This window comes from Paenibacillus humicus NBRC 102415, assembly GCF_004000905.1.
Taxonomy (GTDB): Bacteria; Bacillota; Bacilli; order Paenibacillales; family Paenibacillaceae; genus Paenibacillus_O; species Paenibacillus_O humicus.
This window is the reverse complement of record NZ_BIMD01000059.1, coordinates 1-14,459: the sequence shown is the minus strand read 5'-3', so window position 1 is coordinate 14,459 and position 14,459 is coordinate 1. Positions and strand designations below refer to the sequence as shown.

Below are 14,459 nucleotides of genomic sequence, written 5' to 3'. Positions count from 1 at the left end.
CACGCCGCTGCCGGAAGCCGTAACGGTTTTCGACGAGGCGTCCCACTGCGCGCTTCCTCCGAGGGATTTTACGATCGAGCTGTACGGCACCAGCGTCCTGCCGCTGGTGACGATCGGACTTGCATCGAGGCTGAGCTGCTTGCCGTCCAGAGCCACCTTGATGGCGGCGGGCGCCGCAGATACTTGAGCTGGAGCCGCAACTCCGGCTCCGGCGGATAGAAGCAGCGCCGAAGCCGCTGTTGCCAGCACCCATTTTTTATCAACCATGTAAACCCCTCCTGATTAATAATGAGAATCAATATCAATTACTACCCTATAATATTGATAACGATTATCATTGTCAATAGAAAGAGAGCAAAAAAAGAGCCGTAGAAGGCTCTTTATCTTGTTCCTCATGCCGCCGAACCCGCCGTCTACCTGCGGAGCCCTTCTCGGACATCCGCTCTCTTCGCTACTCCTTCACGCCGCCGATTTGAAGTCCTTGCACGAAATACTTCTGCAGGAACGGATAGACCACCAGGATCGGAAGGGACGCGACGATGGTTATCGAAGCCCGAATCGACATGGGCGTCACCATATTGTGCACGGCCCCCTTATCCGCTCCGTTGGCGACGGAAGCACTGCTGTTCGAGAACATCGAAGAGGAAAGCAGCTTCATCAGCTCGTACTGCAGCGTACTGAGATTTTGCTTGGATGAAGCATACAGGAAGGTATCGAACCAGGCGTTCCACTGGCCGACCGCCACGAATAGCGCGACAGTAGCCAGAACCGGCTGGCAGAGCGGCAGGACGATCGAGATGAACGTCCGGAAATCGCCCGCCCCGTCCATTTTCGCCGATTCGATCAGCCCCTCGGGAAGCGTCTGGATATAGGTCCGGATGACGATCATGTTGAAGGCGCTGATCAGGCCGGGGATGATGTAGACCAGGAAATGGTTGAGCAGATGAAGGTCCTTGATCAAGAAATACGATGGAATGAGGCCTGCGTTGAAATACATCGTCAGCACGACGATGATCGTGATCGGCTTGGCGAAGACGTATTCCTTGCGGCTGACCGCGTAAGCCAAAATGGAAGTCAGAAACAGGTTGAGGACGACGGCGATGACGGTCCGCGCGACCGAGATCCAAAATGCATGATAGATGGCTCCGCCTGCGAATACGGCCTTGTAGTTCTGGCTCGTCCATACCCTCGGCCACAGATAGATGCCCCCCCGAATCGTATCGTTGCCGGCATTGAACGATATGGCCAGCGTATTCAAGAACGGGTAAAGGGTTACGATCGCCAGCAAGATCATGACGATGGCATTGAACGAATGGAAGGCGGCCGGCTCCAGCCGCGGCGATCTTGTTCTCATCGGGCTGTCCTCCTCAGATCAATCGGTTTTCGCCGAACCGCTTGGCGAGCATGTTGGCGGAGAAAAGTAAAACGATGCTGACGACCGTCTTGAATATGCCTGCTGCCGTCGCAAGCGAGTAATTGCCGATTTGCAGCCCGTATTTGAGCACGAAGATGTCGATCGTCTGGGACCAGTCGACGACGACTCCGTTGCCCAGCAGGTACTGCACCTCGAAGCCGGCGTCCAGAATCCAGCCCAGGTTCATGATAAGCAGGATGATGATGATCGGCCTGATGCCCGGAAGCGTGACATGCAGCATTTTTCTATAGCGGTTGGCCCCATCTATTTCGGCCGCTTCGTATAGGGATGGATCAATGGACGTAATAGCGGCCAAATAGATGATCGCGTTCCAGCCTATCTCCTTCCACACATGGGAAGCACCGACAATTCCCCAGAAGTAGTGCGGCTTGCTCAGCCACATGATCGGCTCCTGAATGAATCCAAGCTTCATCAGGAGGACGTTGACAATGCCTCCGTCGACCGAAAGCGTCGTCGCGACGATGCCGGTGACGATGATCCAGGAAAGAAAATGAGGCAGATAGGAAATGGTCTGGATCGTCCGCTTGAACCAGCGGGTCTTGACCTCGTTGAGCAGGACTGCAAAGGCGATTGCGGTCACGAAACCAAGCACCATGTTGATGACGCTCATGGCGATCGTATTGCGCAGCACGAGCAGAAAGGTATCGTCTCCGAACAAAAACTTGAACTGGTCGAAGCCTACCCACGCCTGCTCCCCGAAGCTCTTGGCCGGACTATAGTTCTGAAACGCCATCGTCCAGCCCCAGATAGGGTAATACGAAAATAAAAAAACGTAGGCCAGTATGGGCAGCGACATCCACATGAGCTGCTTTTGATCGCGCAGCCGCCTGAAGCGGGAAGCCCGGAGCATGGGCGCCGTTTCGGCATGGTTCAATTGCATGTGTCCTTCCGGAATTTCTTCCATTTCTCCGCACCTCCGATGCTGCCTCGGCCTGACGAGGATTAGCGATGGCAGCCGGCGGCTTACGCGCCGCCGGTTGCCACAGCCTTTCCTGCCTTGGCTGGGCTAGTTGCTGGCCCAGTTTTTCATGCGCCATTGTATCTGTTCGTTGATTCTGTCCTCGTAAGCCTTCACATTGATTTTTTTGTAAGCGTCCACATAATCGTCCCAAGCACGGTCGAATTTATCCGTCTTGGACATGATGGCGATCGGCAGGTACTTGAGGGAAGCATCCGTCATCTGCTTGTTTGCGACCGCAGCCGGCGATCCGTCGATCAGATCGATCTGCCATGCCGGATAGTAGACCGGATTCGGGGGAGGAGGAGAGAAGAAATCCATCCAAGTCTTGAAGCCGTAAGCATCGAGCAGCTCTTTGTCCTCGGCCTTCAGCGAATCGTAGTATTCGCCAGGCTGGTTGCCCGCGCTGGTGGCGTTGCCATCGGAGAAGGTGCCTTCAATCTTGGGCAGAGCGCCGAACAGCCCGTCGGCACGATTGGCCAGCTTCCAGGTCGGGTCTTCCTGCTGCTTGCGCTGTTCAGGCGTACGATAGAACTTGCCGTCGTCTCCGACTTTGTAATCCACGTCTTTCTCGCCCCATGACAGCGTTTTCTGCCAATCCTCACTCATGAGAGCGTCCAGGAACTTGATGATCCGCACCGGATCCTTGGCGTCCTTGCTGATTCCGAATCCGTTGTTGAGATTGGGAAGCGCGCTGTCCCGATAGTACTCTTTGATACTGGAATCATACGTGAGCGGGAATCCCACATAAGTGCTGCCGATCTTGCCCTGCGAGACCAGCGTATCCTCGGCGGTCTGGAAGTTCCAATGCTGGTCGAACATGCCGAGCACGCGGCCCGAGGCGATTTTGGCCAAATATTGGTCATAATTTTGCACGAAAGCCTCTTTATCCATCAGGCCCTCGTTGAACAGACTGTTCAAATCCTTGTAATAGCGCTTGGAAATGTCTTTGTCGGCGAATACCATCGCGACTCCGTCATCCACGACAACGCCGCCGTCGTTCGGATGTCCTGTCAAATGCTCCGGCGGATTGAGGAGCGGGAACGTCCGCCAGTCGTATGCCAGCGTCGTATAGCCGATCGTCGGATTGCCGTCGATCTTGGGATGTTTGGCCGCATAATCGCGGATAAGCTTGAAATATTCATCCGGCGTTTTCGGAGTGGGGTATCCCGCTTCCTTGAGCACATCCTTCTGAATCCAGAAGGCCGGACCCGAGTAGTAGGTGCCAAGATCCTGTCCTGAAACAATGCCGTAGTTAGGCAGCCAATAGATATGGCCGTCGCTGGAATCCTTCATCTTGTTCCAGGCGCTGGCGTAGTGCTTCTTCAGGTTCGGAGCATACTGCTCGATAAGATCCTCCAGCGGAATGACCGCTTTGGCCGCAACCAGCTTCGTATCGGCCGTAATCAGATCCGGGTATTCGCCGCCAGCAATCATGACGCCGATCTTCTGCTGCGCGTCTCCTACCAGAAATTCCATGTTGATCTTGACGTTGAGCTCCTCCTGAATCTTCTTGTAAATCCGGTTGTCCGGAGCAGGCGCCTGGTTGGGTGTCACGATGAACATGGAGATGTCCAGCGGCTTCGCATTGTCCGTGGCCGCAGGCGGCGAAGCGGAATCCGTTCCGCCATTAGCGGAAGTCGAGGCCTGGTTCGTTCCGCCCCCGTTTGATTCGCTGCAGCCGGCGAGCGCCAGGCTCATGGCAAGGACGATCGCAGCCGTTCCTCGCAGAGCATTGGTTGGGATTACCCCCATCTATTTCTCCTCCTTCGGAAATCTTGAATCCTTGCTTCTTCAGTATGGAGAAATGTATGCGGTTACATAATAAGTAAAATTAAGCATTGCCCCCCCAGAATTAAAGGCGTCCATCTCCGGCAAGTCCGTTATTCCGCTCCCGGCTCCTGAACTCAGCCGGCTTCATCCCTAGCCGCTTCTCGAATTGCTTGAGGAATTGCTGATACCCCCTGTATCCGACCGATTCCGCGATCGACGACAGCGGCTCATCCGTTCCCTGAAGCCTATTTACAGCCTCATTGATGCGCAAATCATGGATGAAATCAAGGATTCCGATGCCGAACTTGCGGGAGAAGGATTGTCCCAAGTAGACAGGATTGACAAACAAGCGCTCGGCGATTTCCTTGATCGTGCTGGGCTCGGCATAATGAAGGCGCAGATAATCCGCCGCTTTCCGGATGGCGCCCCCGCTCCGGCGATCCAGAAGGGAAGCACAGGCGCTCTGGCATTGCAGGCAGAACTCCACCAGCAAAACCCCCGCATCCGATAGGTTCAGCCCTTTCCTGAGCTTTTGATCCATGCCCCAATTCAATAGAAGCTCATCTGAATCTCCTCCCATTTCCTTGTAGAGCGAGGCGCAGCGAAGCACGACCTGAATCAGGAAGATCGAAATCAGCTCCGGAGCGATCCGATCGGATTCAAAGGTCCGCAACGCGCCCAGTATTGAATCGGACAGCGCTTCTCCGCGGCCGCTCTCCACGATGTCGACGATGCCATCGGCCAGTTTCAGAATCTCGGGATCGAAGGTAAGGGTCCGATCGCGGATCTCGTCATAATACACGATATCCGTTTTTCCGAAGAACAAAAAGCGCTCGGCTTCCGCTGCTCCTGCCGCAGATTCCACAAGCTCCTCCAGCCGCTTCACGCCGCAGCCAACCGCAATTCTCGGCCGCCCTTCCGATCGTTCCCGCAATAAGGCCAGCAGCCGATCTGCAAAAGACCGGACGGCAGGCTCAGCCGGATGGCGCCAGCCGAGCACGAGGCCGAACGCATCCGGGTCTCGATCGATCAACCGGCAGAATGGGGTGCTCTCGGCAAGGTTCCGAGCCGTCTCGCGAGCGCAGCCTCTATCCGCTTCGTCGGCATCGACGTGGATGTACGTCCATCCCTCCGCCTCTCCCGCCCAGGAGGATGCCACTGATTTCGCCTCGTCCACTGCTTCTTCGTCGCCTCCGAAGACCAGCACGGACAGAGAATGGTCGACGGCATAGCGGCCCGCGCTCTCCTGAATCCGGACTTGCCGCTCCTTGTCCCGGATCATGCTCAGCACGCCGTCGAGCACCTCGCGGGCTTCGCGGTCGAGGATCGGCTTGACCAGATAGGACGTAACGCCGAGATGCAGCGCTCTCCTGGCGTAGTGAAAATCGTTGTAGCCGCTTGTCAGAACGAATTGAGTGTCCGTATTCCCCCGCTGCCGGGTCTGTTCGATCATCTCCAATCCATCCATCAGCGGCATCCGGATATCCGTCACAACGAGGTCCGGCGGATCGCGGCTTATATGTTCAAATGCATCCTGCCCTGTATGATAGATGCCCGCTACCCGGAAACCGAAGCCTTCCCAATCGATCATAAGCATGAGCCCCTCGGCAGCGATCGGCTCGTCATCAACCAAAAGGACGGTGTACACGGCTTATGCCCTCCTCTTCATTCGAAAGCAGCCTGGAAAGCGGAATATGGAAGCCGGCGTCCGTCCCGAGGCCGGGAGAGCTCTCCAGAATAAAGCGAACATTCGCATGATAGAATAGCTCCAGACGGCGGTAGACATTCCTGATTCCAATGCGGCCGTCCATCGCATTGTCGACGCGGACATTCTCCATCAGCCGCTTAAGCTTGTCTTCTTCCATGCCGATGCCGTTGTCTCTCACGTGCACTTCCAGAGCGAGCTCGGTCAGCTTGGCGGCGATCGAGATGGTCCGCGCTTCTTTCCTCGCCTGCAGCCCATGCTTGCAAGCATTCTCGACCAGCGGCTGAATGCTCATCCGCGGAATGAGAAGATCCATCGCTTCCGGATCGATATGGAACGAGTAGTTGAACAGGTCGCCGAAACGGAACTTCTCGATCTGCAAATACATCGAGGTGAACTCGAGCTCTTCCCGGAGAGGCACGAGCCCGTCAGCTCCGCTGAGCAGCTGACGCATAAGCACGGACAGGTTCTTGATGATTCCGGTTACCCCCGTATAGCCGTTCTTGACGCATACAATCAACAGAGCGTTCAGCGTGTTGAACAAAAAATGGGGATTCATCTGGCTTTGCAGCATGGAAAGCTCTGTTCGGACCGTTTCCAGCTCCATGTTTTTCTGCCGGATTTCCAGCTTATAGACGTCGTTGATCAGAGAGGTTATTTTCTCAATCATGACATTGAACGTCCGGATCAAGCCCCCGATCTCGTCGCGCCCTTCCTGGATGTCAATAAGATCGAATCGCTCATTGCGCACCTTCTCCATATGCCTGGACAGTTTCTTCACACGGTAATGATAAGAGCGGAAAAGGATGAAAATGAGCAGCGACGGGATAAGGGTGCTCAGCACGGCCAGCCAGACAATAGAAATAAAAGCATCATGAAGAAGGCTGTCGATCCGATGCGTATCCGCCACGCCGACAAGCCTCCAGTTCTTTACATAACTGAAGTCTCCAATCGCGTGGTTCATGGTGTAGCCGGCGGCCGGCCGGGCCGAATCTGCTCCTTCGGCCTCCAACCCCGGACTGGAGGCGACTGTACGCCCTTTTTCATCCAGCAGGCGCAGCTTCAGGCTGTCGATTTCCCGGTTCAGAATGCTTTCGATCTTCTCTATATTGAGGTCGATGCGCACGAACTTCATATATTTGCTGTAGGAGGAGAAGGTGTTCATTCGGCTGACCACACTGATTCTCTGACCCGGATTAAAACCGCTTTTCTCGTCATAAGCGACTGTGAGGATGTTGACTCTGGACCGATTCAGCTGCTCCAGCCACGGGAGATCCTTCGAAATGCTTTCAATGACTTGATAATTGGTTCCGCTCTGGATGGACAAGTTGTTCGTATAGACGCGGACCTGCAGGATGTTGTCGGACTTGTAGCGCGTCATCCGGTCGCGGAGAAAGCTGTTGTACACTTTATAGTATTCAATCGGGGATTCGTACTCTCGGTCGAGCGCCTCGTAGATCGAATCGTCGCTTGCAATCGACCGGTCGAGCGCGACGCTTTCCTCGATCATGCCCAGCAGCTCGCCGGATGCCCGCTCCATCGATTTTCTCAGGTTTTCCTTCTCGCGGAGCTGGATGTCTTCCGAATTGCGGTAATAGAAGAACACGTTGATCGACATGATTGGAACCAGCACGCACAGCAGATAAATCAGCAGGAATTTGAGCTTCAAGGGAATATCGTTGATTCTGTAGAAAATTCTGAGCCTGTCGATTCTGCCCTTCATCTCGACCACCTGCTCTTGTAAGCGGAAGGAAGCTCTCCCGCAATCGCCTTAAATTTGGCGGTAAAAGTGTCCGTGTCGCGATAGCCGAGGGATTTGGCTATGCTGGCCATTTTCAGATCCGTTCGCCGAAGCAGCCGCTGGGCTTCCTCGATCCGCAGCCGGTGAACGTAGTCATGGAAGTACAATCCGGCCTCTCTCTTGAATTGCTGGCCGAAATAGACCGGATGAAATCCCAAAGCCCCGGCTACTTCCTGCAGCTTGATCCGGGATCGGAACTCCCGCTTCAGCATGGCTACGGCTTCCTCGACCGCCTTGCGCGCATCGCTTGTTGTCGGCTTGGCCGCTGCGAGATCATGGGCGATTATGGCGCAAATCCGCTTGAGCGCAGCATCCGCCTCCTCTGCCGGGATCAGCTCAGGACGTTCGCGCAAAAGCAGGCTCTGCTCAGCTGCTGCGCGGCCTGCGATCGGTTTCACGGCTGCTTCTCCAAATGCGCGGAGCAGCTCTCCCCGCACATGATCCAGAACCATTCTCCTCCAGCCTCCCCGCAAGCCCGCTTGCGCCAGCAAATCGCTCAGCCTGTCAACGGAGCTGTCGATAGCTTTGAAATCGGCGGCTTGGATGGACCGGACCAGCGAGTCGGTTCGAATCGTGACCTCCTCCAGCGTGCACGGCCCGGGCTGGAAGCAGCCCGCGTGACGGAACACCCCTTGACGTTGTTCGGGGAGCCTTCTTCCGCGCATGTTCTCGATCTGCCTGTAAAGCTCGGGCAGCAAGGACAGCTCCGCGGCTCCGCTGCAAAACAGCGCCGTCTGCCGGAGCAAGTCCTCCAGACCGGTGGAAGCATCCGCCAAAAGGCTTTCGAAACCCTCCTCCTCCGTCTCGGGTCCGATGATGAGCAGACCGATCCGTCCAGGCCCGACTCTGAAGCTCCAGGCTCCGAGCTTGTTCTTCCGGAACGCTTCGGCGATCGGTTTCAGCCGGTTCTCCAGCGCGGTCCCAATTCCCGTATTGTCGCGAGGACCGGCCGCATCTTCGGCGACAATCAGGCGGCACCGGCTGTGCTTTTCCGCTCCCAGAAGACGGCTTGCTTCCTCCAGCGCATCGGCCGCTCCGCCTCCGAGCAGCCGGACGATGATGGAGGCGGCAGCCGCGGCCGTGTCCTTGTCCCTGGCCGCTTCCCTTCTTCTCTCTTCCTCCAGAGGCGGTGCGAGCTCGGCCAGCAGACGGTGGATCTCGTCCGGAAGCAGCGGCTTCAGCAGATAGTGTTCCACTTGATAACGCATGGCCTGCTGCGCATAGCTGAATTCAGAATACCCGCTGACGATGACGGTTTTGACGCGGATCCCCTTGTCCTCCTGGAGCGTGCGGATCAGCTCCAGACCGTCCATCAAGGGCATCCGAATATCGGTCACCAACAGATCGATCTTCCCGTTCTCCACAAAAGAGAGCGCTTCCAATCCATCTTCGGCCATTCCGCACAGCTCGTAGCCGTGCCCGGTCCAATCCACGATCGACCGCCACCCATCCAGCATCATCGGCTCATCATCCACAACCAGAACCTTGAACACGGCTGCCACCTGCCTGTCCTAATTTATCCTACGGCATCAGGAGACTTCATCAGTCAGCTCATTATAACCACGGGGAAAATAAAATCACAATCCATCTCTTCAACGAGCAGGCATTCATAGGCATGGAAATCCGCCCCATCTCTTGCCTGCCCCGCCTTTCCAGCCAACTGTCTTCTCTTGAGAGAGGAATATCCCTTATAATTGAACCAGAAAAATAGAGGAGAGATAATTCCGATGGCAAACTCAGAGGCGGCAATTCCAAAAGCATACCTGGCAGGCTTCGAGGTGTTCCGGCCCGATGCGGCCGAGGAAGGCAGGCGGCTGAAGGCGCTCTGCTCCGAATACGGCTTCCAGGGCATCTTCCCGCTCGACAAGGACATCAAGCCGCTTCCTTCGCGCTCGGCAACGGCGCAAGCCATCTTCGAGGGCAACGTCCGGCTTGTGCGGCAGGCGGATCTCGTCATCGCCAACCTGAATCCGTTCCGGGGTCAGGAGCCCGACGCCGGCACGGTCTTTGAATGCGGGCTTGCATACGCCCTGGGCAAGCCTCTGTACGCCCATCTGCTGGACGCACGGACGATGGAGGACAAGCTCCGGGAGGATACGGATTCCGACACCGGCTTGTACCGCGACGGCATGTCCATCGAAGCGTTCGGACTGCCGGTAAATCTGATGCTGGGCGTCCCCGCCGCCATAGCGGAGGGGACGCTTGAGGACGCGTTGAAGCTGGCCGCCGCGGACTTTCGGAGCCAAGCCGCATCTTCGCAGTAACGGAGGAGCCGATGCCTGACAGGCGCGGATGAGCCTTCCTCCACAGCGTTTCCCGGCCGGTTCAGCCGTTTAAGAATGCCTTTGTACGCAAAAGAGCCTCTGCCAGCTGAACCGGCGGAGGCTCTTTCCGTATAGCGATGTTGTTCATGGGACGGACAATACCTTGCTGTCCGTTACGTTGCCGCTTATCCGCAGGCTTGCAGCCAGCCGGCCGCCAGGCGTTCGGCAGCGGTCCGGTTGCAGCCGGCAGCCGGCAACTCTAGCGGGTCCGTCTCAGCCGTTTTGCGCCTGGATTTCGACCTGATCCGGACGGTAGACGCTGACGATGCGGCCTTCCCGGTCCGCCGCGAACAGCACCGAGCGCTCGGCTTCCAGCGTGAAGGAATAGCGGCTGCCCGTAACGGGGTCCTTGATGGCGATCTTGGCGTCCAGAGCATATTCCGATACGAAAATATAGACGGCGCCATGGGCGAAATCGAGCTTGCGTCCGTATACGCCCGCGAGCTCTCCTCCCTGCTCCCATTCCAGCTCGGCCGATACTCCCGCAGCTTCGAGAGCGCGGTCGTACACGGCCTCGAGAGCGATATAGCTCTCGGCCAGCTCCAGCGGAAGCGGACACCAGAGGAGGCGTCCATTGCCGATCGCGATCTCATGAAGCTGGGAGGCCGCCTGTACGGGACGTCCGTTTTCATCCAGCAGCGTCTGCTTGTTCAGCTTGGCGATGGCGTCGCCGGCGAAGCCGATCTGCAGCAGCTCGCCGTCCAGCTCCAGCGCTTCCTCGCGGCGGATGTTGGCCAGAACGGCCGGGCCGGTGAGCGCTTCGGCGCGGCTGCTGCGATGCCAGTAGGCATCCAGGTTCAGCGGGCCGGTCACGAGCAGCGTGCCTCCCGTCGTCTCCGCCCAGCGGGTAAGATCGCGGAAAGCCTCGTCGCTGAGCGCATGTGCCGACGGCATCAGAATCAGCTTCGGCTGCTCGTAGGCCGCATCCTTCAGCACATGCAGGTCATACTCCCCTAAGGAGCGGAACGGCACATTCATCCGGTGGGCGAGCGAGCGCGTCAGGCGCGAAGTGATGTCCTCGGCCAGCGAGCGGTTGGAGAAGTCGTTGCTGTACGGATAGACGACCGCGACCTCCTCCAGCTTGCGGTCCTCGAACAGATGGCCCGCTTCGCGGATGAAGCGTCCGAAGTCGTAGGACACATCGGCCTCCGGCTTCTCGGTGCCGTCGGCGCGCAGGGCGCCGATATGCGACTCGTTGATATTGTGCATGTAGAAGTTGATGTTCCAGATCCATTGGACCGCTCCGGCGCCGCCGGTCGAGAACGCATAGGCGTACTTGCGCTCGAGGATGCTGTGCAGCTCTTCCTCGGTGCGCTTGGCGAAGCCGTCCGGAGTCTCGATATACATGATGCCGGTCTCTTGGATGACGTTCGGCTTATAAGGCGTCTTCGCGAAAATGCCGTCAAGCACGAGCTGGTCGTTCTTCCACCACGAGTGCACGGTCGTGTAGTCGACCGCTTCTTCATAGAAGAGCGGGGACGGACGCTGCGCCTGCAGCCCCTCGTCTTGGCCGACCGTCACCAGCTGCTTCGGCTGGACGGCCTGGATCGCCGCGCGCAGCTCGGAAGCCCAGCGGTTGTGCATGTCCTGCGAGAAGAGCAGGTAATCGAGCCACTGGCCGCTGCGCTTCTCGTACAGCTCTGTCGTGGAGAAGCCGATATCGCCAGGCGTCGGCGGCATGATGCCGTCGAACGAAGGCAGCTCGGCTTCGGTCATGTTCCATCGCTCCTGCAGCTTGACGATGGAGCCGTGGCGCTTTTGCAGCCATTCGCGGTAAGCGGCCAGCTCAAAGCGGTCTCCGAGCGTGCTCGCGGCGTTCCACAGCTTGTTCGGATCGAACATCGTCGGCTCGTTGATGAGATCCCAGTGCACGTGGGCGGAATGCTTGTGACGCGTAACGATGGACGTGATGAACCGCTTCTGGGCTTCCACGCTGCGCGGATCGAGATAAGGATTCTCCCCTTCCCACAGCTCCGGCGTGAAGGCGAAGAAGTTGAAGACGACCTCGAGGCCGTGGCGCTTGGCCGTCAGGAACAGCGCATCGACGGCGCGCAGCATCTCTTCGCTGACATGGCCGTCCACGAAGGCCATCTTGCGGAGAGCCGTCCAGAGGCCGGTGCGGATCGTGTTGATGCCGGCCTTCGCCATCTGCGCCATGTCGCGGTTCCACACGGACGCGTTTGGCAGATGGAGGTATTTGCGCGCGACGTCGCTCGTCATGTAGGTCATGCCGACGATGGGCAGCGGCTTGCCTTCCTTGACGAAATAATCGCGGTTCACCGTAATCATCTCGCCCCGGCGCAGCAGCTCCTCGTCGCGTCCCCAAAAGCCCTGGGAAAGGCGGCGGATCTCGCCGCTCTGCTTGCCGGTCAGCTCCGCTTCGACGCTGTAGTAGCCCGGTTCCGCCTGGAACGGCAGCGGCACGCGCTCATAGTCGGCCAGCGCTCCGGAAGACAGCTCGAAGCCGCCTTCGGCTACGACGCGATCCCCTTGCCCTCCCTCAAGACGGACCTCATACCGCACGCTCCACTCGCTGTCCCCTTGCACGTTCAGCCGCTGGCGCTGGAACGTCAGCACCGGCTTCTCGCCGATCTCGAAGCAGGCGTAGTTCGGCTTGAGCCACCATTCCGTCACGCCGCTGACGGCGAATGCCGCCCAGCGGGCAAGCGCCTCGGCGCCTTTCCCGCCCTCCCAGAATGCCGCTCCGGCTTCGCGGTTCGCAAGGATCCAGCGTCCGCCGGCGAAGTCGCCCTTCGTATTCTCGATCAGCACGACGGGAGCGCAGCGCTCGCGGCCGTCCTTGTCGAGGCCGGTCAGCAGCGGATAAATATGGGCGTCCATCGGACCGCCCGAGCCGTTCTCGGCCGGATGGTCATGCGAGCGAGTCACATGAAGAGCCAGCCCGTAGGTCGGAGCAGGCGAGAAAAGCCCCTCGTCGCCGGACAGCAGCGGAATGGCGCGGGAGGATTTGAGCTCCGTCACCAGGCCGGTCTGGACTTCAAGCGCTTCATGGATGCCGATTGTTTGGTGATACGACGTCTGCTCCGCCTCGGGCAGCCAGCCCTCGGCTGTATGGAGAACGGGAATGCGCAGCGGTATGCCGCCGATCGTCACGAGACCTCCGCCGCGCTTCACATGCTCCAGCAGAGCCGGCCATGCCTGCTTGGGAAAGTACGGTCCATGCAGCATGACGAGCGCTTGCGGCCGTTCTTCCCTTAATTTGTCGGCCAGCTCGGCCGCTCCGGTCAGCGTGTCCTGCAAAGCGCCGAGGTCGGCGCTTCCAGGTCGAGGACCGGCAAAAGGAAATTCATTGTCATAGAAGGTCAGCCATTTTTTCATGATTGAGCACCCCGCGGTTTTGATTTATAATAGGTTTGTTAGGTTTGTTAGGCTAATAACCATCAGAAAGCAACCAAACTTTAGAGGGTGAAGGCTTTCATGTCAAGAGGAAAAAAAATCACGATGCAGCAGATCGCCGATCGGCTGCAAGTGTCCAAATATACCGTTTCCCAATCATTGTCCGGCAAGTCGGGCGTCAGCGAAGCGACGCGCCAGAAAGTGCTGGACACGGCCAAAGCGATGGGCTACAGCCCTCCAGAGGCGCGCCTTTCCCGCTCCGCGCCGCGCGCGGCGGAGTCGCCGGGCACGGCGGCCGGCATTCAGGCCATCGTCGATGGCGGGGAACAACGGGCGACAGATGCCCCCGGCCATGAGCGGTTCGTCGTCATATGGATGTCGCGGGGACATTTGGAAGAACCTATGTACTGGCAGCGCGTCCTGTCCGGCATCCAGGAAGGCTGCCGCTCGCGCGGCTGGGGAACCGTCGTCCTCTCTCCGATGGGTGAAGGCCGGCAGGAAGATATTTTGCCTCCCTATCTCAACCGTTCGCTGTGCGTCGGCGGTCTCGCTGTCGGAGCGTTTCCCCTGCGGCATCTCACCGCCATGAAAAGAACCGGGATTCCGGTCGTGCTCGTCGACCATCAGGAGCCGTTCTCCGGGCTCGACAGCGTCGCCAACGACAACATCGCCGCCGCGCGCATGATCGCCGGCGCCCTGCTCGACCATGGCTGCAGGCGCTTCATCTTTGTCGGAAGCGAGAAGTTCTCGGTCAGCTTCCGCGAGCGCTGGCTCGGGTGCCGCTCGGCGCTGGAGCAGATGTTCTCCCTGCGCAAGGCAGGCGAGCTGCGGCGATGGAATGTGCCTTACTCCAGGGAGTGGGAAGGCGATCTGGACGCGCGGCTCGGGAGGCTCAAGGAAGAGGACCTTCCCGACGCTTTCCTGTGCGCCAACGACGACATCGCGATTGCCCTGCTGAGCATGCTGCGCGCCCGCGGCGTGGCGGTGCCGGATCGCTGCCGCGTCGCCGGCATCGACAACATCGAAGGCTCGACGCGCAGCCAGCCGCCGCTGACGACGGTCGATCTCGGCAAGGAAGTGCTCGGCCAGAGAGCCGTCGAAGCTCT

9 protein-coding genes and 1 pseudogene are annotated in these 14,459 nt (G+C 58.4%); 2 read left to right on the top strand and 8 right to left on the bottom strand.

What is annotated here, in order from left to right; translation table 11 throughout:
- Positions 1–30 precede the first annotated feature (30 nt).
- From PHU01S_RS27190 to PHU01S_RS22890, 7 genes and pseudogenes are all read right to left on the bottom strand, one after another.
- Positions 31–267 (bottom strand): annotated as a pseudogene (locus tag PHU01S_RS27190) (stalk domain-containing protein); the annotation flags it as partial.
- A gap of 184 nt (positions 268–451) precedes the next feature.
- A complete protein-coding gene (locus PHU01S_RS22915) occupies positions 452–1,354 on the bottom strand; it encodes a carbohydrate ABC transporter permease (protein WP_021879893.1) in 903 nt (300 codons plus the stop codon).
- Positions 1,355–1,367: 13 nt separating this feature from the next.
- On the bottom strand, positions 1,368–2,285 hold the full coding sequence (locus PHU01S_RS22910) for an ABC transporter permease (RefSeq protein WP_373864558.1): 918 nt from the start codon (positions 2,283–2,285) through the stop codon (positions 1,368–1,370).
- 156 nt (positions 2,286–2,441) lie between these two features.
- Positions 2,442–4,148, bottom strand: coding sequence for a type 2 periplasmic-binding domain-containing protein (locus PHU01S_RS22905; protein WP_021879895.1), 1,707 nt, complete (start codon positions 4,146–4,148; stop codon positions 2,442–2,444).
- 100 nt (positions 4,149–4,248) lie between these two features.
- Positions 4,249–5,814 carry a response regulator transcription factor gene (locus tag PHU01S_RS22900; RefSeq protein WP_048748305.1) on the bottom strand — a complete coding sequence of 522 codons (1,566 nt, stop codon included), beginning with the start codon at positions 5,812–5,814 and terminating at the stop codon, positions 4,249–4,251.
- Positions 5,792–7,594: a sensor histidine kinase gene (locus PHU01S_RS22895; RefSeq protein ID WP_048748304.1), complete on the bottom strand. Its 1,803-nt coding sequence runs from the start codon at positions 7,592–7,594 to the stop codon at positions 5,792–5,794. Before PHU01S_RS22895 ends, PHU01S_RS22900 begins: the two co-directional genes overlap by 23 nt.
- The gene (locus tag PHU01S_RS22890; RefSeq protein ID WP_127510133.1) at positions 7,591–9,165 is read right to left on the bottom strand and encodes a response regulator transcription factor; all 1,575 of its coding nucleotides are present in this window, start codon (positions 9,163–9,165) and stop codon (positions 7,591–7,593) included. Before PHU01S_RS22890 ends, PHU01S_RS22895 begins: the two co-directional genes overlap by 4 nt.
- A 234-nt stretch (positions 9,166–9,399) precedes the next feature.
- On the opposite strand from PHU01S_RS22890, the gene PHU01S_RS22885 reads away from it, so the two are divergent.
- On the top strand, positions 9,400–9,936 hold the full coding sequence (locus tag PHU01S_RS22885) for a nucleoside 2-deoxyribosyltransferase (protein WP_048748303.1): 537 nt from the start codon (positions 9,400–9,402) through the stop codon (positions 9,934–9,936).
- Between the two features lie 273 nt (positions 9,937–10,209).
- Here PHU01S_RS22885 and PHU01S_RS22880 read toward each other — a convergent pair whose 3' ends face one another.
- Complete coding sequence (locus PHU01S_RS22880) at positions 10,210–13,335, bottom strand: beta-galactosidase (RefSeq protein ID WP_127510131.1); 3,126 nt, start codon at positions 13,333–13,335, stop codon at positions 10,210–10,212.
- A gap of 99 nt (positions 13,336–13,434) precedes the next feature.
- Here PHU01S_RS22880 and PHU01S_RS22875 point away from each other — a divergent pair.
- On the top strand, positions 13,435–14,459 hold a 1,025-nt coding region (locus PHU01S_RS22875), incomplete at its 3' end, for a LacI family DNA-binding transcriptional regulator (protein ID WP_164763166.1).

Excerpts from the sequence above, each read along its gene's own strand:
- PHU01S_RS22880 (WP_127510131.1), bottom strand. The coding sequence starts at position 13,335 with ATGAAAAAATGGCTGACCTTCTATGACAATGAATTTCCTTTTGCCGGT.
- PHU01S_RS22885 (WP_048748303.1), top strand. The coding sequence starts at position 9,400 with ATGGCAAACTCAGAGGCGGCAATTCCAAAAGCATACCTGGCAGGCTTC.
- PHU01S_RS22910 (WP_373864558.1), bottom strand. The coding sequence starts at position 2,285 with ATGCTCCGGGCTTCCCGCTTCAGGCGGCTGCGCGATCAAAAGCAGCTC.
- PHU01S_RS22895 (WP_048748304.1), bottom strand. The coding sequence starts at position 7,594 with ATGAAGGGCAGAATCGACAGGCTCAGAATTTTCTACAGAATCAACGAT.
- PHU01S_RS22915 (WP_021879893.1), bottom strand. The coding sequence starts at position 1,354 with ATGAGAACAAGATCGCCGCGGCTGGAGCCGGCCGCCTTCCATTCGTTC.
- PHU01S_RS22905 (WP_021879895.1), bottom strand. The coding sequence starts at position 4,148 with ATGGGGGTAATCCCAACCAATGCTCTGCGAGGAACGGCTGCGATCGTC.